Genomic DNA, 20,817 nt, shown 5'->3' with positions numbered 1-20,817 from the left:
GCAAATAGTATGTGATAAGAACATTACATATAAGTAGGTGAAGGCAATGTTTCGTTATTTTAAGTTTAAGCTAAATGATACAGTACAGTTTGCAGAAAACGATGGGCATATGTATCGCATTGTCGGTTATCGATTAGAAAAAGGATTTTATCCAAAAGATGAATGGACTCATATCATTTACGAATTACTTAGAGATTTTGATGGGTATACGATGGATGCGGAAGAGGAGGAACTTGTAAAGGTCATTCAAGTAGAGGATGAGTATTACAAAATACAAGAAGTATCGGGCTATCGTTATCCAGTAAAAATGAAGCAAAAACAACAAGTGATGAAAGTAGAAAAAATTGATGACTTATTAGATACGTATAATGATTATAAAAGATTGGCGGATTTCTTTAAAGATTTATCGTATGAGCAAAAAGCGGAAGAAGTATTGCAGGAAATGAAACGGCGTAGAGCGTGAGGAGGACAGTCTACTATAAGACTGTCCTCTATTTTTGACGGTGCATCAAATTGTATTTTCCGTTACAATGAGAGAATCAATAGAAATAAGGTGATACAGTATGGAAACTAAGAAGAAGGGCGAATGGTGTGAAATTACTGTTCCAGCGAAATGGAATGGCATAAGTATTGATTCGTTATTAAAAATAGAATGGGAAATACCGAAAAAGTTGTTACATCAGCTTCGTATGGAAAAAGGTATTACCGTTAACGGAGAACAGAGAAGATGGAATGAGCTTTTAAAAGAAGGCGATAAGTTACAAGTACATATGTTTATGGAAGAAGAATACGATGTAGAGCCTGAATATGGTGAATTAGATGTAGTATATGAAGACGATCACGTACTCATCGTAAATAAGCCTGAGAAGATGGATACGCATCCTGCGGAAAAAGGTGGAACGGGAACACTTGCAAACCTTGTTGCTTTTCATTTTCAAATGCAAGGTTTAGAGACGAAGGTTCGTCATATTCATCGGTTAGATAAAGATACGACAGGTGGTGTCGTGTTTGCTAAGCATAGAATTGCTGGTGCAATTATGGATCGTTTATTAATGGAACGAAAAATTAAAAGAACATATGCGGCGCTTGTGGAAGGGAAAGTAAAAGGTAAGCAAGGAACAATTGACGCAGCTATTGGAAGAGATCGCCATCATGCGACGAGACGACGTGTTTCTCCAAAGGGAGATCAAGCTATCACTTTTTATAAAGTAGAGAAGTATTTTAAAAACCAAAATGTTACGTTCGTAACGTTACAATTAGAAACAGGTAGAACCCATCAAATTCGTGTTCATATGAGCTATCATGGTAATCCATTAGTTGGGGATGTATTATATGGTGGACAAACGCAATATATGTCCAGGCAAGCATTACATGCGATGAAGATAAACTTCTTACATCCAATTACGAAAGAAGAGATCGAAGTGGATGTACCATTCCCTGCAAAATTAAATGATACAATGAAAGAATTTCAAAGAATGAATGCGTAAAGTGTAAGTTTAAATTTGAGAAAAGTAGATTCTTGCAGGAATTTCTCTAAAAGAAGCGAAGCCGTTAAGAGAAAAGAGAGGTGAGAATTGCTTGGTCAAATATAAATACATACTAGGAATATTTTTCGTTTGTCTTTTAGTTACTCTATGCCTCTATCCATATTTACCAAATGAGATGGCTGTACATTGGGATGAAAATGGTGGGCCGAACGATTTTATGAGTAAACAAGTTGTTATAGCATTTATTCCTTTTTTTCTTATTTTTTTACATGGATTGATGTATGTTATTTCACATAATATATATAAGTTTAATGAAGGCGAGCATGTCATTATAAGTGGATTTCTAAAGACGATTACTTTATTTATGTTGTTTATCCATATGCTCATTCTCTTTATTAATTTTGGAAGTATGATATCCTTTCAAACAGGACTAACAATTGGGATTAGTATGTTTCTTTTTATGCTTAGTAAGTTGTTTAAACAAGTTCAGAGTACGGAAAAAGACCCAATCAAATTACAAAAGATCCGTTTAGTGAGTAGGCGGATTTTTCAAATGATGGCATGTAGTATGTTATTTTCATTATTTTTGAACTTGAAGTGGGGGTTTTATGTATTACTTAGTGTAATAAGTAGTGGTTCTATTTTGTTCATGTTTTACATTTTATACTCATACATAATAGAAAGTTATGAAACATAAAAAAGAGTCTTCTCATTATGAGAAGACTCTTTTAATCTATTTACTTCGTAATAAATTGTTGTGTCCAGTAGTTGCCGCTTTCTACATAGCCAACACCGATGTGAGTGAAGCCGTTATTTAAGATGTTTGCACGGTGTCCAGCACTGTTCATCCAAGCTTGTACTACCTCTTCAGGTGTACGTTGGCCTTGAGCGATGTTTTCACCTGCAGATGTATAAGAAATACCAAATTTCTTCATCATGTCAAACGGAGACCCGTATGTAGGGCTGTTATGATCAAAGTAGTTATTCTTCTGCATATCTTCAGATTTAACACGTGCTACTTTGCTTAATTCAGTATCGATTTTTAGTGCTGGTAAGCCTTGTTTTGCACGTTCAGCGTTTGTTAATTCAACAACACGTTGTTCGAATTCGCTTAAAGATTTTGCTTCTTCAGCAGGTTTTTGCTCAGCTGGTTTTTGTTCAGCAGGTTTTTGAGTATTGTTGTTTTCAGCAGGTTTTTGAGCTTCTGGTTTTTGAACTTCTTCAGCAGGCTTTTGTTCAACTGGTTTTTGCTCAGCAGGCTTTTGAGTTTCTGGCTTAGCTGTTGGTTGCTCAGTTACAACATTTTCAGTTGGTTGTTGACCAGGAATAATGCAATTTGGTTGGAAGTTTCCTTGTTGCCATTGTGCTAATGATTCCACGCCCATAGATTGTAAGAATGCTTGTAATTCTTGTTGGCTCATTTGCTTCATCATCACTTTTGAATGCTGAATATTTTGAACATTTACGTTAGATGGTTGTACTGTTGCAGCTTGTGCATCTAGAGAAGATACTCCTAAAGTAAGAGCCGTTGCAGCAGCTACAGATAATAAAACACGCTTTTTCATGATGTGTGTCCCCCTATATAAAGTTTTAATTTGTTTTCACACGATTTGTTTTTGACAGCCTGTCTGACTGACAAATTCATCGTAGCATAGATTTTGTGAGAAAAAAGATGGAAAAAAATTCATAGACTTAAAATTTACCTAATTTATCCTAAGAGGGGAAAAGAGGAAAAATAAGAGAAACATAGAGTATAAAAGGAATTTCCAGCATTTTTATACTTCGTTTTAAGAGGGGTATTTTGGATGAATTTACCTAAACAGAAAATGAAGAATCCTATTGTATCAATGGTTTGAGAGTTTTTTTTAGGAATATACTGGATTGATTTTTACAAAACTGTAATGTATCTGTTGTTCTTTTTTATAATAAAGTAACATATTTTTAATATTGTAGCGGACAAAAAAGCGGCTATCTCTTTACATAGACGAAGGAGATAGCCGTTTTCCTATTATTACGTATGTTACGAGTTATTACGAGTTGGTTTCAATTGCTTCTAATAATAAATCTACAATGTGAATTCCTCTCATTTTATGAGAAATTCCTTCTCGTTCAATGCCTAATTTCATTTGTAGTAGACAACCTGGATTTGCAGTAACAATAGTTGCTGCTTCTGTTTCATGTACACGGTCCATTTTATAATCTAGAAATTCCATGGATAGTTCTGAATGAACAATATTGTAAATACCAGCAGAACCACAGCAGCGATCCGCATCTTTCATTTCACGATATGTTGCGCCTTGAATTGCTTCTAGTAACATACGAGGTTCTGAAGATGTTCGCATAACATTGCGTAAATGACAAGAGTCTTGATACGTAATAATTTGCGATGGAAGTCGTAAGTCATTTCGTTTATGGAAATCTAGTTCTACTAGAATAGCAGTAATATCTTTAATTTTAGAAACAAACTGCTTTGCGCGTTCAGCCCACTGTGGATCATCTTTTAAAAGATAATCGTAGTCTACGAGGTAAGCTCCGCAACCACCTGCATTCGTAATAATATAGTCGGTATTTAAATCTTCGAATGCTTTTATATTTCGTTTCGCTAATTCTTTCGCTCCGCTCTTTTCACCAGCATGCCCATGTAATGCACCGCAGCAACTTTGTGTTTTCGGAATAACGATATCACAACCAGCTAACTGAAGAAGTTTTATCGTTGCGTTATTTGTTTCTAAAAACATCGTATCCATTAAACAGCCTGTGAAGAATGCAACTTGTTTCTTTTTTGTACTTTCAGCAGGTAAAAATGCAGGACGATCTTTCATTGCTTTCATTTTAGGGACTTTTGGTAAAACGAGATCCATTGTTGCAAGTGTTTCAGGGAATAACTTCATAATACCCATTTTATGTGTTAGCGTTTGTAAACCAGAACGTTGGTAAAATCCGATTAACCCTGTTAATGTTCTCATTCGATTTTGATGGGGGAAGAGCCCTTCAAAAACGACTTTACGAACGGCTCTCACTGGCACCGAGAACTTTTTGTTTTGATTTATAATATCACGAGCTTCTTCTAATAAATGTCCGTAATTTACACCTGATGGACAAACAGGTTCACAAGCACGGCAGCCGAGGCAAACATTCAATGTATTTTCAACATCTTCATCTGGTTCAATTAAACCGTCAACGACCGCTTTCATTAATGCAATACGTCCTCGTGGTGAATGTGATTCTTTATATCCAGATTGAATGTAAGTAGGACAAGTAGGTAAACAGAAACCGCATCGCATACAGTTTAGTAGTTCATCTTCACTTAATCTTTCTTTAAATTCTTTTTGAATGTTTTCTTTATTTAATGTTGTCATCGCTCAACCACCACTCTTTTGCGAGTGTCTTTCGCGAACATCTTGCCAGGGTTCATAATGTTATTTGGATCGAAGGCTTGTTTAATTCCTTGCATGGCAGCAATACCTTCTTTACCTAATTTCATTTCTAAATAAGGAGCTTTCATCGCACCAACACCATGTTCACCAGTAATTGTGCCACCAAGTTCAATTGCTTTCGCAAATATTTCAGCAAAAGCTTGTTCAGCTCGGTGCATTTCTTCTTCATTACGAGCATCTGTCATACAAGTTGGGTGTAGGTTGCCATCGCCAGCATGCCCAAACGTACAAATAGGAATATTATATTTTTTTGCAATCGCATTAATAGCTTCAACCATCGGAGCTATTTGTGAGCGTGGTACCGTTGCATCTTCTAATATTGTAGTAGGTTTTAATCTTGCAAGTGCTGATAGTGCACTACGGCGAGCTGTCCGAAGTGCATCTGCTTCCGCTTCATCTTTTGCAATGCGAACATCGACTGCATTCATGGAGCGGCAAACGTTAGCCATTTTTTCAATATCTCGATTGACAACTTCAGGTGGACCGTCTTGTTCGATTAATAAAATTGCTTTTACATCAGTTGGTAAACCGATTTGTGCAAACTCTTCTACTACTTCAATTGTCGGCTGGTCTAAAAACTCAAGTGTCGCTGGAATGATTTTATTTGCAATAATAGAAGAAACAGCACGTGCAGCTTCATTAATATCTTCATATAGTGCAAGCATCGTTTTCTTCGTTTCAGGCATAGGAACAAGTTTTAATATTGCTTCTGTTACGACGCCAAGTGTTCCTTCAGAACCGATAAATAAACGAGTTAAATCGTAACCAGCTACATCTTTTGCTAATTTACCGCCAGTACGAATAATATCGCCATTTGGTAAGACAAGTTCAAGACCCATCACATAATCACGTGTTACGCCATATTTTAATCCGCGTAATCCACCTGAGTTTTCATTAATGTTACCGCCGATTGTAGAAATTTTCATCGAGCTTGGATCTGGTGGATAAAATAAACCTTTTTCTTCTACCGCTTTAATAATATCAAGTGTAATTACACCAGCTTGTACAGTAATTGTTAAATTCTCTTCATCAATTTCTAAAATGTTATTCATATGGCGGAAGATAAGGACGATACCACCTTCAAGTGGACATGTCCCCGCGCAAAGGTTTGTTCCAGAACCACGAACATATACAGGAATTTTGTGAGTGTTACATATTTTTAACACTTCAGCTACTTCATTTGTATTACGAGGAGCAATGACTGCATCAGGCATTGCTTGGAAGTTTGGAGTGGCATCATAACTATACGTTAAACGCCCCATATTGGATGTATCTACATTATCTTCGCCAACAATGGATACGAATGAATGAATAATTTGCTTTTCTAACATTGGAAATCCCCCTCAAACTGTTAACGTATTTGATCATAATAAAAAACGTTGTAACAGTGCTTTCATTATAATGATAAAAAAGTTGGGGGATTCTTTCTATGTATAATCATCTAAAGATTAATCTTTTTTATCATTCTTTTTTGTGTGATTATCTAATAAGAGGAGCGAGAAGTATAAAATGTTTAAGTCTTTGAATTGTTTCGGATCAAGTCCTGTATGCTCCTCAATTTTTTTAAGTCTGTAATGCAATGTGTTAATGTGTATATGTAATTGTTCAGCTGTTTGTTTATAGGATTGGTTATAATCAATAAATAAGCGTAAAGTGTGCATAAGCTCAGGAGATGATAGTAAGTTTTCGATGGTGCGCCTTAGAAACTGTTCCCGCGTTTCAGCAGAAATATCTTGTAAGCACATTTCTAAACGTAAATCTTCATTAAATACAATTTTTTGCGTTTCAAGTGATACGGAAAGAGCTTGTAATGCTTGTTCGTACGATAAGTTCATATTACTTGGAGTAACGGATTGTCCAATCCCAATATATAAAGGAATAGAAAACAAAGTTTCACAGTCTTGCTTTAATCTTTTTAAAAATTGATACGTTTGCTCTTTGGAGTTTGTGGCTGTAAATAAAATGAATCGATCATTTCCCCAACGAACAAATAGATGCTCCTTTGTTAATAGATTGCGTACGTGTTGCCAAATCTTACGCTGAAGCATCGTGTCATTTTGATCGATAGAGAACAAAATAAGTTGTTTTTTCTTATATAAATCAATACCAAGTGTTTTTGCGCGATCGAGAAAGCTTGGAGACCAGTCTGTATTTTGAAGCCAATCAAAGACAAATGCTTCATAAGAACGGTGTTCAAGTTCTAGTTGTTCTAAAAAGTAGTTTTCGTGAATGAGTAGTTCGGTCATTTTACGTAATATTTCTCCGTATTGTGAAATGTTTTCAGGTTCGCCTGTAATTCCAATGACACCAATTACTTCGTCATGAAATAGTAAGGGGAGGTTCATACCCGCCTTTACGCCTTGCAAACGTCGTTCATCTGCTTTTGTAATAATGACAGTTTTCTTTTGTTTCGCGCATCGGAGTGCACCTTCATGAAATTGGCCGATTCTTTCTACATCTGTACTTGCGATAATAACGCCTTGTATATTAATGATAATGATATTTTCTTTAATTAATCTGCGTACTTCTCGTACAATTTTATTCGCTAAATCAGGAAAAAGCATAATTTGCACACCTCAAATTCTATTTGTTGTACATTATATATGTAAATGAAGTAAGAAAGGAAAATTTCACACTTTCCACACATTTATTTGTTATTTTACAATTATAACGAAATCATCCGAAGATGGAGGGAATCTTTTGAGAAAGTATGTTTTTCTTCTCTGTTTTTTATTTCTATTAGTAGGGTGTCAAGGAAGTTCATATACACCGATTGCTAAAGATAAAAGTGTTATTATAACAACGAATATAAAAGAAGGTAGTATTAGTTTTGTTGATGAAAAAACTAAAAAGTTAATTACGACATGGGAACTTAATGAACCAATGGCAGGAGTTGCACTACTTCCAAACGGTGAGGACATACTTGTATATGGCAAGCAGTTAGAGTACATGTATGTATATTCACTAGCAGAAGGAAGGCAAGTGGACAAATATAAAACGGGAAAAGGCATTGTAAATGTGATTGTATCCGAGGATAAAAAACAATTATTTGCTGCCGATCAAACTGCCCAAAAGGTAAGGTTCTTTACGATAAAAGGGAAAGAGACAGGGAGTGTATCAACAGGAAAAGGACCAATTACGATGGTAGAGCACGATAACCAGTTATCTGTATTAAACTTTTATGATACGAAGCTAACGACCATTGATACAAAGAAAAAAGAAGTGATACAATCCTTTATGATTCCCCCAGCATCAACGGGAGCGACAATTAGCCCGGATGGGAAAGAAATATGGATTGGCGGACATGGTGATGGAAATCAAGTCAATGAAAAAGTATTAGTGTATTCATTGCAGAGCGGAGAAATGGTACGTTCTTTACATGCTCCGTTTATGCCTGTGAATATAACGAAGGATAATAAGAATGTATATGCATTAAGTCACGGTTCGAATACGCTTAGAAAGTTTGATGTTAGTACGTATAAAGAGGTGGCTTCTGTAGAAGTAGGATCGAATCCATTTGCATTTTTGAAGAGCGGAGCAGAAGGATACGTAGCAAGCTATGATAGTGATGAAGTGTGTGTCATGGATATGAAGAGCTTGAAAATAAAACAAACAATTAAAGTCGGAAAAGGGCCGTTTCAACTCATAGAGAGGGAAGGGAAGGACAATGAGTAAATATAGGGTGCTAGTTGTAGATGATGAAAGTGATATGAGGCAGCTTGTTGGAATGTACTTAGATAATTTCGGATACGAGTGGGGAGAAGCTGAAAATGGAAAAGAGGCTCTAAAAAAATTAGAGACTGATCATTATGATTTCGTTGTATTAGATATTATGATGCCAGAGATGGATGGACTTTCAGTTTGTAAAGAAATTAGAAAAACGTCGGATGTACCAATTATATTTTTAACAGCAAAAGGTGAAGAGTGGAATAGGGTGAACGGCTTGCGTATGGGAGCAGATGATTATATTGTAAAGCCTTTTAGTCCTGGAGAACTAATTGCTCGTATGGAAGCTGTGCTAAGACGTTATACAAAGCAAGAGCAACAAGAAGAGATTCAGTTTGGACCGATACTTATTAATGAAAAAAGTAGGAAGATTGAGGCTGATGGTGAGCCGATTTCTCTTACAGTAAAAGAGTTTGATTTACTCTATTTTCTTTGCCAACATACGGGACAAGTATTTAGCCGGGAACAATTGCTGGAAAAGGTATGGGGATATGATTATGCCGGAAGTACAAGAACAGTGGATACGCACGTGAAAACGATGCGTTTGAAGCTTGGAGAAAGTGGAAACTACATTCAAACGGTTTGGGGTGTAGGCTATAAATTTGAGGTGTAACGTATGTTTACGATGGTACAGAAGCTTTGGCTTACAGTAGTATGTGCAGTATGTGTAACAGTTTCCTTTCTTTATTTTGTATCTTTATACTCGTATGAAAAACTATACGTTGATAATTTAAAAGATTCATTAGTAATGGAAGGGAAACGTCTTGCTGCGCAATATGATAAGCGTGAAGGAATAGCAACTTTTGAAGAGAAAGTAAGAGCATTTGATCAAATATCTAGTTCAGATGTTCTTTTCGTATCTAATCCGCGTGATTTAAGCGCGTGTTTACCTTTTGATGTGCATCATCATTCTCTTATAAGTGAAGGGGACAGGCAAGCATTATTAGATGGAAAAACTGTGACAAAGATAGGGTATGAGGAACATTTTGACCGAAATATTATGGGGGTTGTCATCCCTGTTTTAGAAAATAAAAAGTTAGTTGGCATTGTATATTCTTATATTCCTTTAAAAAGTATAAAAGACTTAATATATGATATGGGCCTTATTTTAGCACCATTAGCACTTGCTATGACTTTACTGACAATATGGATTGGTAGAAAGATTATTATTGCTATTACGAGACCGCTTTCGCAAATGGAACGAGTTGCCAATCATTTGGCTACGGGAGATTTCTCAGAACGGATTACAATTTCTTCCGAAGATGAAATTGGACGATTAGGAAAAGCATTTAATAAAATGGCAAATTCTTTAGAGACAGAAGACGTAAAGCGTAAGGAATTTTTAGCTAACGTTTCGCATGAACTAAGAACACCGCTTAGTTATATAAAAGGATATAGTGAAGCTATTTTAGATGGTGTAGCGAAGGGACCACAGCAGGAAAAAGTAACACAGCTCATTCATAAAGAAGCGGGTCGTATGCAGCGTCTCGTTCATGATTTATTAGATTTAGCACAATTAGAAGGTGAACATTTTCCGTTAAAGAAACAACCTATCGTTTTTTCACAACTGATTGAAGATGTGTTAGATACGTATGAGATTAAGTTTATAGAAAAGAAAATTCGTATTTCAACAAATTTAAATCCAGAAATCATTGTAATGATTGATGAGGATCGTATGCAACAAGTGCTTCATAACGTGTTAGATAATGCGATACGGTATACAAATCAAAATGGGGATATTGTGATAACACTCAGGCAGATAGATGATTACTGTGAATTAAACATAAAAGATACAGGAATCGGTATTGAAACAGAACATTTAGAAAATCTTGGTGAACGTTTTTACCGCGTTGATAAAGCGAGAAGTCGTCAACATGGTGGAACAGGTTTAGGCCTTGCCATTGTCAGACAAATTGTTCATATACATGATGGACAGTGGCGAATTGAAAGTGAAAAAGGGCATGGAACGACGGTTAGTATTAAATTGAAAATACAAGTTGAAGAAAGCATGTTCTAACGTGAAGGACATGCTTTTCTTCATGAGTGCAATGAATAGAGGAATAAATATAAATTAATATCAAATAAATATTAAAAATTTGACGATTTTATGAACAAAACATTTGTACTTCTTACCAATTCGTTCTAAAATAGTTATGATGCAAAGTTCTTATAAATCGTTTCAATTGTTGTTTGGAAGATACTGAGGTGATTTAACTGGAGTACAAATCTATTAAACCGAAAAAGATTTACGAAGAAGTATCTGAAGCTATTTTAACAATGATTAAAAATGGTACGTTAAAACCTGGTGACAAACTACTTCCTGTACATCAATTAGCTGAGCAGTTTCAAGTTGGTAGATCTGCTGTTCGTGAAGCGCTAAGTGCGCTAAGAGCAATGGGCTTAATTGAGATGAAACAAGGAGAAGGTACATATGTGAAGAATTTCGATTCTTCTTCATTAACAAAATCATTAAACAATAAATTATTAATGAAGAAAGAAGATATTTTAAACTTATTAGAAGTACGAAAGGTGCTTGAAGTGGGGGCAGTTCGAGCAGCTGCGGCAAAACGTACGGAAGATAATTTGCAAAATATGAAGCATTGGTTAGATGAAATGGCAAAGAGCATTGGAGATGAAAAGGCTGGCGAAAAAGCAGATTTTCAGTTCCATATGGGAATTGCGGAGTCTTCGCATAACAACATTTTGATTGAACTCATGAATCACGTTTCAGAGATGATTGCTGAAACGATTGGTGAATCAAGACGCATTATTTTATATGGTGAACAAACAACATCAGAACGACTTATAGAAGAGCATCAAGTTATATATGATGCAGTGTTAAAGCAAGATGTAGAATTAGCGCAGCAAGCAATGCTAGATCATTTAACAAATGTAGAACATATTGTCACAGGTAAAAACGATATAAATTCGTAATTTAATCTTTTAAAAATCAAATTTTTTGATAAAATAGAGAAAGATTAAGTAAGCGTTTTCTTTAGAAGAGGGAGAGGATAGGCCATGGTTGAGCCTACTTCTTCTTTTCTAAGTCATCTGATGACCATATGTTTGTTGGTGGAGTTGTAAAAAGGGGGAGTAATAATTATGAAAGTTACTTTATTTGTTACTTGTTTAGTCGATATGTTTGAAACAAACGTCGGTAAAGCAACAGTTGAAGTGTTGGAGCGTTTAGGTTGTGAAATTGAATTTCCAGAAGCACAAGTTTGTTGTGGTCAGCCTGCTTATAATAGCGGCCATGTAGAAGCAGCAAAAGAAGCGATGAAACATATGATTGAAACTTTCGAAGATGCAGAATATATCGTTACACCATCTGGTTCTTGTGCGACAATGTTTCATGAGTATCCGCATGTTTTTAAAGATGATCCGAAGTGGGCTAAACGTGCACAAAAGGTTGCTGATAAAACATATGAATTTACACAATTTATTGTAGATGTTTTAAAAGTGACAGATGTTGGTGCAAGCTTACCAGGGATAGCTACTATTCATAAATCTTGTCATATGACACGCCTGCTTGGAGTAAAAGAAGCACCAGGAATTTTATTATCAAACGTAAAAGGATTAACTGTGAGAGAACTGCCAAACGAACAAAATTGTTGTGGGTTTGGGGGAACGTTTTCAGTGAAGATGACTCCAATTTCTGAGCAAATGGTAGATGAAAAGGTAGATAGTGCAATGGAAACAGGTGCTGATTATTTAATCGGTGCAGATTGTGGGTGTTTGTTAAACATTGGCGGACGTATTGAGCGTTTAGGAAAAGAAATAAAAGTAATGCATATTGCTGAGGTACTAAATAGTCGCTCATGAAGGGGGAACATAAGCTATGTCTATGAAAATCAGTGAGAAAAAATTTAATGATCGCGTTGGCGATGGAATTCAAGATTCTTTTATGCGCGGAGCAGTATCTTCTGCGCAAACGCGCTTATATACGAATCGCTTAAAAGCAGCGGAAGAATTAGGAAACTGGGAAGAGTGGCGTGAACTAGGTGAACAAATTCGCCAACATACGTTAGAAAACCTTGATTATTACTTAATGCAGTTAAGTGAAAATGTATCAAAAAGAGGCGGACATGTGTACTTTGCGAAAACGAAAGAGGAAGCAGCAAAGTATATTCAAGATGTTGCAAAAAAGAAACAAGCGAAGAAAGTTGTAAAATCAAAATCAATGGTAACTGAAGAAATTAGTATGAATCATGCCCTTGAAGAGATTGGTTGTGAAGTGTTAGAAAGTGACTTAGGAGAGTATATCTTGCAAGTAGATAACGATCCACCTTCACATATTATTGCGCCCGCACTTCATAAAAACAGAACGCAAATTCGTGATGTATTTAAAGAAAAGCTTGGCTATGAAAATTCTGATGATCCATATGAAATGACAAAGTTTGTTCGTAAACAACTTCGTGAGAAATTTATGGATGCAGAAATTGGTGTGACAGGTTGTAACTTTGCAGTTGCAAATACTGGCTCTCTTTGTTTAGTAACGAACGAAGGTAATGCCGATCTTGTTATGTCGATTCCGAAAACTCAAATTGCAGTAATGGGTATGGAACGTATGGTTCCGACAATGGAAGAATTAGATGTTTTAGTTGGTTTACTATGTCGTAGTGCAGTAGGGCAAAAATTAACAAGTTATGTAACTGTAGCGGGACCAATTCAAGAAGAGGAAGTAGATGGACCAGAAGAATTCCACTTAGTTGTTGTTGATAATGGCCGCTCTCAAATTCTTGGATCTGAATTCCGCTCAGTATTGCAATGTATTCGTTGTGCTGCTTGTGTTAACGTATGTCCTGTATATCGTCACGTTGGTGGACATTCGTATGGTTCTATATACTCAGGACCAATCGGTGCGGTATTAACACCACTTTTAGGTGGATACGATGATTACAAAGAGCTTCCATATGCCTCTAGTTTATGCGGAGCGTGTACAGAAGCTTGTCCAGTAAAAATACCATTGCATGATTTATTATTAAAACATCGTCAAGTAATTGTTGAGCAAGAAGGACGTGCACCACTTGCAGAAAAATTAGCAATGAAAATGTTTAGTATGGGTGCATCTTCAGCAGCTTTATATAAAATGGGATCAAAAATGGCGCCAGCAGCAATGAGTCCATTTACATCAGGCAACCGTGTATCAAAAGGTGTTGGGCCACTTAAAAACTGGACAGATATTCGTGAATTCCCGGCTCCAAGTAAAGAACGATTCCGTGATTGGTATAAAGATCATAAGAAAGGCGGGGACAAATAATGACAGGATTAATTCAAAACCGTGAGTCCTTTCTAGATAATATTGCAAAAGAACTTGGACGTGAGCGGAAAACGGAAGGCGTAAAGCGTCCAGCATGGAAAAGTAATGTGAATGTAGAAACGCTAAAAGACTATTCAAAAGAAGAATTGTTAGAAGTATTTAAAAATCAATGTACAAACATTCATACAACTGTAGTGGAAACGACAAACGACCGTTTACGTGAAGAGATTCAAAAAGTAATCGTGGAAAACGGTGGGGGACCTATTATGTTATCGGCAGACGAACGTTTTGATTCTTATGGATTGACTTCTTTATTTAAAGAAGAGCTTCCAAAGCAAAATGTTGAAGTGAATGTATGGGATCCTGAGAAAAAAGAAGAGAATATGCGTATCGCAGAAAGAGCGAATATTGGAATCGCATTTAGTGATTATACTTTAGCTGAATCTGGTACGATTGTTGTACAAAGTCATAAAGGCCAAGGTCGTTCTTTACACTTTTTACCGACTGTATACTTTGCTATTATTCCACGTGAAACACTTGTGCCTCGTATTACACAAGCAGTTCAGGATATGAACACACGTGTAGAAAATGGCGAGGCAGTAGCATCTTGTATTAACTTTATTACAGGACCTAGTAACTCGGCAGATATTGAAATGAATCTTGTTGTCGGAGTACACGGACCATTAAAAGCAGTATATTTCATCGTATAAAAGAGGGGAAAGCAGGCCGGAAAATGGCCTGCTTTTTTAATAGAATAGAAATAATATGAAGTAGAAGTTCTCTCCTTTTTTTGCTATGTTCTTCTGGAAAGGAGAGGAAGGGATGTTCACTTATTTATATGCATTGTTAGTGGGGATGGTGTTTGGTTCTTTTTTTATGTTAATTGCGATGAGAGTGCCGCTAGGTGAGTCTATCATTACCCCGCGTTCACATTGTCATTATTGTAAGTATGTGCTAAAGCCAAAAGAATTGATTCCAATCATTTCTTTTTGTATACAAAGAGGACGTTGTACGAATTGTAAGAGGAAAATTTCAATTTTGTACGTGGTATTTGAACTTGTAACAGGAATGATATTTCTTCTTACTGTATATATGATTGGGGTGGAACGAGAGCTTATCATTATTTTATCGCTTTTTTCGCTACTTCTTATTATTTCAGTTACAGATTACATATATATGTTAATCCCAAATCGTATTTTAGCTTGGTTTGCCTGTTTACTCATTTTAGAATGTGTTTTTGTGCCGTTAGTGACTTGGACAGATAGTATAGTTGGTAGTGGCGTTATATTCATTTTGTTATATTGCATGCAAAAGATATATCCAGAAGGGCTTGGTGGAGGAGATATAAAATTACTTTCGTTACTTGGATTTATAGTGGGACTGAAAGGGATTTTTATGATCTTATTTTTAGCATCTTGCTTTAGTCTTTGTTTCTTTGGAGTTGGTATAGTATTAAAACGTATGAAAATGAGGAGCCAAATTCCGTTCGGTCCTTTTATCAGCCTTGGGGCAATATGTTACATGTTGTTCACGTATACAAAATAGAGAGAGGATAGAACATGAATGTATATATGGATGATCAAAGAAGTTGTCCGTACGGGTATGTGCCCGCCACTACAGTAGAATGTGCCTTGCAAATGGTTCGGGATTATGATGTGAATATTCTTTCCCTTGATTTTAATATGGGATGGGGGAAAAGAAATGGATTAGATTTTGTAGAGGCTTTTTGTAAAGAGGGTTTATATGTAAATGAAATTCACCTTCATACGAATGATGTCATCGGTATGCACAAGATGAAACAGAGAATTAATAAGGGAAAGGAAGAAGGCGAAATTAATCCGCACCTTGTTGTTAAATATGTGGGGAGCTAAAAACTCCAAAGTAAAACTTTGGAGTTTTTAATGTTTCATATGTGCTTGTAACGGAATGATTTCTTCTTGTTGAGCCGCTACTAATTCAGTTTCTTCTTGTTTCACGTCAGGTACTTTCTTTGTTAAGTAATGGTATACCATGCCGACAAAGACGGACCCGCCAATAATGTTACCGATTGTAACTGGAATTAAGTTATGAATAGCACCTGCAAAAGAAATTGTCTCCGGATGCGGTGAAACTAAAGATAGAGCAAACAGTGATAAGTTTGCAATGCTATGCTCGTAACCAGATAAGAAGAATGTGAAAACGAGTAGCATCATCATCATAATTTTTGCTGTATCACCTTTCACTTGAGAAGGTAAGAAACACGCAAGACATACAAGCCAGTTACATAAAATTGCTTTAAAGAATAATTGTATTGTAGGTGTATTCATTTTTCCTTCTACTACTTTATTCATGAAATGGCCGTGATCAATTGCTTCGAAAATTCCAGTTGCATAAAATAGTAAGGCAAAGAATAAAGCTCCAGCTAAATTCCCTGCATAACAAGCGACCCAGTTACGAAGTGTATCAGAAATCGTTGTTTCTTTTCTTAAAGTTGCTACAGTGAAGTACATTGTGTTTCCAGTAAACAATTCAGCACCGCCATATATAATAAGTACGAGGGCAATTCCGAAAAACATAGAAGCAGCTAAATAAGTTGCCGGTGAATCTGCAATGTGAAAAAAGTTACCTAATTTAAAACATAGTACAATAATAAAACCGATATAAATACCCGCAAGTGCGGCACGAATGAAATATTGCATCGGGTTTGTATCTAGCATTTGTTTTTTGCTCTTAGCCAGTTTGACAACATAATCTATTCCTTGCTCTAGCATGAGTAATACGCTCCTTTAGTACATCATCTATAAATACTCCTTATATGAATAAAGTACATGGAATTGTTCTTAGTTTCAATAAGTTTGTGCAATGTTTCACAAAAAGGACATACATATATTTAGAAAACGCTTACAAATGGTAGTATAATAGAATTTTTTCTGGACATTGAGAGGGGAAGGGAAAAAGAAAAAGCGCTGTAATTACAGCGCTTTTTCGTCTAAATTCTTTTCTACTTTTACTTCTACTTCTTTCGAGAAGAACCAACCGCCAACTGCGATTCCGACTAATACAATCCAGAATGTAAGCTTCCATAGTGTAGATTCTGGGAATGAATGCGGAATTACATTTAATGCAGGGTGTGCTAATGTATAAACTGCTAGTTTCACACCAACCCAACCTACAATTAAGAATGCTGCAGTTTCAAGTCCTGGTTTACGTTTTAATATTTGTACGAAAGCAGTTGCTGCAAATCTCATGATGATTAACCCGATAAGTCCACCTACAAAGATAACAACGAATTGCCCAGTATCAAGACTACCAATTGTACCTAATCCTGTTTTTGGTAAAGTCATTGCTAATGCAACTGCAGCTAAAATTGAATCAACTGCGAAGGCGATATCAGCAACCTCAACTTTAAATACAGTCCACCAAAAGTTCTCTTGTTTTTTCTTTGCTTCTTTTTCTTCTGTTTCTTCATCCGTATTCTTTTTAACATACGTTTTAAATAAGTGATTACCAGCGATAAACATAAGGTAAATGGCCCCGATTGCTTGCACTTGCCATACGTCGACTAAGAACGAGATCATAAATAACGATCCGAAACGGAAAACAAATGCCCCCGCTAATCCGTAAAATAGTGCTTTCTTTCGTTTTTCTTCTGGTAAATGTTTTACCATAATTGCAAGAACGAGAGCGTTATCAGCCGCTAAAATCCCCTCTAGTGCAATTAGGATGAGTAATACCCAACCATACTCCAATAATAATGATACATCCATGTACATTCTCCTCTCATTTCTATAAGTACTAAATAAGTGAAGAATTTCCCCACTATTTAGTTTCCCCATACTCCTGCCTATTAACTTTGGAAGAATTTGGAAATTAATACAAAAAAGACCTCTGCCGTTAATAGGCAAAGGTCTTGCTAGACATATGTAATGAAAATGCCAACAAAGCCGGAAGAACTAAGTTCTACGTAATGACGACTTTGTTTCCAAGAAATATTCTTGGACGCTACTCCCCTTTGGAGATATGCTATTGTACTCTCATTATATGGATAATGTATACGGTTGTCAACCTGTTAAAATATCTTCATTCGGATATTTTATTTTTCGGTTCTTTTTACGTGCAAATGAAAAAGCCAATGTTAAAGGTCCCATTTTCCCAAAAAACATCATAAAGATGATAATAGCTTTTCCGATCATAGTTAAGTGTGGTGTGAAATTCATACTGAGACCGACAGTCCCAAATGCTGAAAATACTTCGAAAGCACTCATCAATAGAGGGACTCGCTCAGTAATACTTAAAATTAAAATAGCGAAAAAGATAAATGAAATGGAAATAATAGTGATGGTTAATGCTTTGACAATGAGAGTATCTTTAATAGATTTTTTAAACACGACAATATCATCTTGTTCTTGTAAAAATTTAAATACCCCAAAAAACATGATTAAAAATGTTGTTAACTTAATTCCACCACCGGTTGAAGCACTACCAGCGCCAATAAACATAAGGAGCATCATTAATAGTAGGGAAGGCTTTGATAATGCAGAAATATCAACTGTATTAAATCCGGCAGTACGAGTTGAAACCGCCTGGAAATAAGCGGCCATTCCTTCTTCAAATGGGGTAAATCCTCTCATAGAAAGGGAATTGTGGAACTCGAATATAAAAATAAAAACAGTCGCAATAATATTGACGATTAGAGTAGAAGAGAGCATAAGTTTTGAGTGTAATGTAAGGTTTTTAAAATTTTTCTTTCTTTTTATATCTACGATTACTGTAAAACCAATCCCACCTAAAATAATGAGGGAGGAGATAACGAGATTGACAAGAATGCTATGAGAATGGGACATTAAATTATCGCTCCACACAGAAAAACCAGCATTGTTAAAAGCAGAGATCGAATGAAAAAAGCTATAATAGATCCCTTTAGCAATCCCGTATTTTGGTACCCATTCAAAAGAAAGAATCAAAGTAGCGATACATTCGACTGTAAAAGAGAATAAAAATAATGCTTTGGCAAGACGAATGACGCCACCAATGTTCGTTTGGTTTAACGCTTGTTGCAGTAAAATTCGGTTTTGAAGACCAATTTTTCTGCCGAGCATAATCGCAATTAAAACGGCAAAGCTCATAATGCCAAGTCCCCCTACTTGTATAAGCGTTAAAATGACACACTGTCCAAACAAAGTAAATACTTTTCCGGTGTCTACAACACCAAGCCCAGTAACAGTACAAGCAGAAACTGTTGTAAATAAAGCGTCGATCCATGAAATAGAAGTTGTTGTAGCAATTGGTAGTTTTAATAAGCATGTACCGATAATTGATAACATAATAAAAGACAAAGTAAGAACACGGGGAGGACTCATGCTAATATTAATCCGTTTCATGTCACATATCGTTCCTTTCAGTTTGCTCTTACTAGTATGTGAAAAAGCACGATTATGTATGTTAAAAATAGAAAGAGGCAGAGAATATCTGCCTCTAAGCCATAGGTTATTGTATTATCCACGTAATTGTTGTTGAGCTAAAGCGACTAGTCGTTTCGTTACTTCACCGCCAACTGAACCGTTTGAACGAGATGCTGTATTAGAACCTAAGCTAACACCGAATTCTTGTGCGATTTCATATTTAAATTGTTCAAGCGCTTGTTCTGCACCTGGAACTAGTAATTTGTTTGTTTTTACCATGTTGATACACATCCTTATGAGTAGTCCAGTTCAGCTAAATACCTATCTAAACTGGTAACGTTATTTTATGTGGAAACGACGTACTCATACACGGAAGTAATCGGTGTGATTAGAAGTTATTGGATAGAAAAAAGAGTAGCAAATTTGCTACTCTTTTTTCAGTATTGTCGCTGTACCTTCCACGACAATATCACCGGATTGATTATATATGTTTGTTTGCAACGTAATGATTTTTTTATCGTCTCGTTTTTTAATGACTTCTGCCACAACGCGAAGTGTATCACCGATTTTGACAGGAGCACGGAATGAAACGTTTTGAGATAAATAAATCGTGTTTTTGCCAGGGAGTTTCGTTCCAAGAATCGTCGAAATGAAACTGGAAACGAGCATGCCATGAGCAATACGTTCTTTAAACATTGTCGTTTTTGCAAAAGAATCTAAAATATGAATAGGATTCACATCTCCAGTTAATTTTGCAAAATTAATAACGTCCTCATCCGTAATAGTTTTTGTAAGGGATGCTTGATCACCGACTTGAATCTCATCATAACGAAGCTCCGGAACAGTTTGTGCTTCTTGAAATGGATTCATTTTGGCCTCCTTCTTTTCCATATCGAAAAATGCTAGCCATCTTGATGTAGTAGGAGGAAGAAAGAGTTTTGTTTGTGCTGCAGTTAGCTCCCACATTTTTCTTACTTGATGGAAGTAAATAAATTTTTTGAGTTTTCCTCGAACTGCTTTGCGAGTTCTAGTTGTTTGGACTTGAACTCTCCCAAAAAAACTTCTAACTGTTTTTGAACCTCTTCACGTTGTAATTGTTGTTGTTCAATAAATTGTTTTGTTGTTTCTTCAAATTGACCGCTAGTTTGAGTAAGAATAGACAAAGATGTTTTCGTAGGAGAAACAGTCAGTTGGTGCATTTGATTAGAAAGTTCATTCCATTTCCCTTGCCACTCGTTAATTTGATCATTTAAGGAGTTTCCAGTTAATTGCTTCACGTAATCTGTATATTGGTTATTGAACTGAGCAGTGAATTGTTGTAGTTCTTTTTCTAGTTCATCTACTCCTGATGTTAATTTATGCAAAGCGTCTTGTTGTTGTTTTAAAGTTTCTAAAGTAAGTTGCTCTAATTGTTTCCCAGCTGAAGAGAAGAGGGAAAGAGATTGAGACCAGTTTTTCCAAAATGCATCGACTAATTCGTATGGCTTAGTTTCCATTGTTTGACCTCCAAATGTTTTTTTGCATAT

22 protein-coding genes and 1 riboswitch are annotated in these 20,817 nt (G+C 36.0%); of the genes, 12 read left to right on the top strand and 10 right to left on the bottom strand.

Going from position 1 to position 20,817, the window contains the following annotated elements:
- Positions 1-46 precede the first annotated feature (46 nt).
- From DN394_RS05665 to DN394_RS05655, 3 genes are all read left to right on the top strand, one after another.
- Positions 47-463, top strand: a complete 417-nt coding sequence (locus DN394_RS05665) for a hypothetical protein (protein WP_000490295.1) — start codon at positions 47-49, stop codon at positions 461-463.
- Positions 464-563: 100 nt separating this feature from the next.
- On the top strand, positions 564-1,487 hold the full coding sequence (locus tag DN394_RS05660) for an RluA family pseudouridine synthase (RefSeq protein ID WP_000448332.1): 924 nt from the start codon (positions 564-566) through the stop codon (positions 1,485-1,487).
- Between the two features lie 91 nt (positions 1,488-1,578).
- Positions 1,579-2,184 (top strand): DUF1648 domain-containing protein, encoded by a 606-nt coding sequence (locus DN394_RS05655; protein ID WP_097916413.1) that lies wholly within the window; start codon positions 1,579-1,581, stop codon positions 2,182-2,184.
- A 40-nt stretch (positions 2,185-2,224) separates the two neighbouring features.
- Here the strand turns inward: DN394_RS05655 and DN394_RS05650 are convergent, their stop codons facing one another.
- From DN394_RS05650 to DN394_RS05635, 4 genes are all read right to left on the bottom strand, one after another.
- Entirely contained in the window at positions 2,225-3,052 is an 828-nt protein-coding gene (locus DN394_RS05650) for a CAP domain-containing protein (RefSeq protein ID WP_097916411.1), read from the bottom strand.
- 465 nt (positions 3,053-3,517) lie between these two features.
- Positions 3,518-4,846 (bottom strand): (Fe-S)-binding protein, encoded by a 1,329-nt coding sequence (locus tag DN394_RS05645; RefSeq protein ID WP_098705361.1) that lies wholly within the window; start codon positions 4,844-4,846, stop codon positions 3,518-3,520.
- Positions 4,843-6,255, bottom strand: coding sequence for a glycolate oxidase subunit GlcD (gene glcD / locus DN394_RS05640; RefSeq protein WP_046957068.1), 1,413 nt, complete (start codon positions 6,253-6,255; stop codon positions 4,843-4,845). Before glcD ends, DN394_RS05645 begins: the two co-directional genes overlap by 4 nt.
- A 117-nt stretch (positions 6,256-6,372) precedes the next feature.
- Positions 6,373-7,488 carry a CdaR family transcriptional regulator gene (locus tag DN394_RS05635; protein WP_097916409.1) on the bottom strand — a complete coding sequence of 372 codons (1,116 nt, stop codon included), beginning with the start codon at positions 7,486-7,488 and terminating at the stop codon, positions 6,373-6,375.
- A gap of 136 nt (positions 7,489-7,624) precedes the next feature.
- Here DN394_RS05635 and DN394_RS05630 point away from each other — a divergent pair, with 136 nt between their 5' ends.
- The 9 genes from DN394_RS05630 (at position 7,625) to DN394_RS05590 (ending at position 15,781) form a co-directional block, all read left to right on the top strand.
- Positions 7,625-8,599 carry a YncE family protein gene (locus DN394_RS05630; RefSeq protein ID WP_001234162.1) on the top strand — a complete coding sequence of 325 codons (975 nt, stop codon included), beginning with the start codon at positions 7,625-7,627 and terminating at the stop codon, positions 8,597-8,599.
- Positions 8,592-9,263 (top strand): response regulator transcription factor, encoded by a 672-nt coding sequence (locus tag DN394_RS05625; protein WP_000049878.1) that lies wholly within the window; start codon positions 8,592-8,594, stop codon positions 9,261-9,263. Before DN394_RS05630 ends, DN394_RS05625 begins: the two co-directional genes overlap by 8 nt.
- A gap of 3 nt (positions 9,264-9,266) precedes the next feature.
- Entirely contained in the window at positions 9,267-10,667 is a 1,401-nt protein-coding gene (locus DN394_RS05620) for a sensor histidine kinase (RefSeq protein WP_000494801.1), read from the top strand.
- Between the two features lie 227 nt (positions 10,668-10,894).
- Entirely contained in the window at positions 10,895-11,584 is a 690-nt protein-coding gene (locus tag DN394_RS05615) for a FadR/GntR family transcriptional regulator (protein WP_254915158.1), read from the top strand.
- Between the two features lie 168 nt (positions 11,585-11,752).
- Complete coding sequence (locus tag DN394_RS05610; RefSeq protein WP_000869144.1) at positions 11,753-12,472, top strand: (Fe-S)-binding protein; 720 nt, start codon at positions 11,753-11,755, stop codon at positions 12,470-12,472.
- A 16-nt stretch (positions 12,473-12,488) separates the two neighbouring features.
- Positions 12,489-13,910 (top strand): LutB/LldF family L-lactate oxidation iron-sulfur protein, encoded by a 1,422-nt coding sequence (locus DN394_RS05605; RefSeq protein ID WP_000061936.1) that lies wholly within the window; start codon positions 12,489-12,491, stop codon positions 13,908-13,910.
- Positions 13,910-14,620 carry a LutC/YkgG family protein gene (locus tag DN394_RS05600; protein ID WP_097916407.1) on the top strand — a complete coding sequence of 237 codons (711 nt, stop codon included), beginning with the start codon at positions 13,910-13,912 and terminating at the stop codon, positions 14,618-14,620. Before DN394_RS05605 ends, DN394_RS05600 begins: the two co-directional genes overlap by 1 nt.
- Before the next feature lie 112 nt (positions 14,621-14,732).
- A complete protein-coding gene (locus DN394_RS05595) occupies positions 14,733-15,455 on the top strand; it encodes a prepilin peptidase (RefSeq protein WP_000495730.1) in 723 nt (240 codons plus the stop codon).
- A 14-nt stretch (positions 15,456-15,469) separates the two neighbouring features.
- Positions 15,470-15,781, top strand: a complete 312-nt coding sequence (locus tag DN394_RS05590; protein ID WP_048545036.1) for a cyclic-phosphate processing receiver domain-containing protein — start codon at positions 15,470-15,472, stop codon at positions 15,779-15,781.
- A gap of 27 nt (positions 15,782-15,808) precedes the next feature.
- Here the strand turns inward: DN394_RS05590 and DN394_RS05585 are convergent, their stop codons facing one another.
- From DN394_RS05585 to phaP, 6 genes are all read right to left on the bottom strand, one after another.
- On the bottom strand, positions 15,809-16,660 hold the full coding sequence (locus DN394_RS05585; RefSeq protein WP_000893016.1) for a formate/nitrite transporter family protein: 852 nt from the start codon (positions 16,658-16,660) through the stop codon (positions 15,809-15,811).
- Between the two features lie 201 nt (positions 16,661-16,861).
- Positions 16,862-17,656 carry a TerC family protein gene (locus DN394_RS05580; protein ID WP_000383317.1) on the bottom strand — a complete coding sequence of 265 codons (795 nt, stop codon included), beginning with the start codon at positions 17,654-17,656 and terminating at the stop codon, positions 16,862-16,864.
- 90 nt (positions 17,657-17,746) lie between these two features.
- Positions 17,747-17,912: riboswitch (yybP-ykoY riboswitch) on the bottom strand.
- Positions 17,913-17,950: 38 nt separating this feature from the next.
- Positions 17,951-19,270, bottom strand: coding sequence for a TrkH family potassium uptake protein (locus tag DN394_RS05575; protein WP_097916405.1), 1,320 nt, complete (start codon positions 19,268-19,270; stop codon positions 17,951-17,953).
- 114 nt (positions 19,271-19,384) lie between these two features.
- A complete protein-coding gene (locus DN394_RS05570; RefSeq protein ID WP_000241212.1) occupies positions 19,385-19,570 on the bottom strand; it encodes an alpha/beta-type small acid-soluble spore protein in 186 nt (61 codons plus the stop codon).
- 147 nt (positions 19,571-19,717) lie between these two features.
- Positions 19,718-20,161, bottom strand: coding sequence for a MaoC family dehydratase (locus tag DN394_RS05565; RefSeq protein WP_001067917.1), 444 nt, complete (start codon positions 20,159-20,161; stop codon positions 19,718-19,720).
- 101 nt (positions 20,162-20,262) lie between these two features.
- Positions 20,263-20,787 (bottom strand): polyhydroxyalkanoic acid inclusion protein PhaP, encoded by a 525-nt coding sequence (phaP, locus tag DN394_RS05560; RefSeq protein ID WP_000448583.1) that lies wholly within the window; start codon positions 20,785-20,787, stop codon positions 20,263-20,265.
- Positions 20,788-20,817: the final 30 nt, after the last annotated feature.

Origin of the sequence: Bacillus sp. BB081 (assembly GCF_008368895.1) — a bacterium.
GTDB classification, from domain to species: domain Bacteria; phylum Bacillota; class Bacilli; order Bacillales; family Bacillaceae_G; genus Bacillus_A; species Bacillus_A wiedmannii.
The sequence above is the reverse complement of the archived record's forward strand: the minus strand, read 5'-3'. Positions and strand labels throughout refer to the sequence as shown.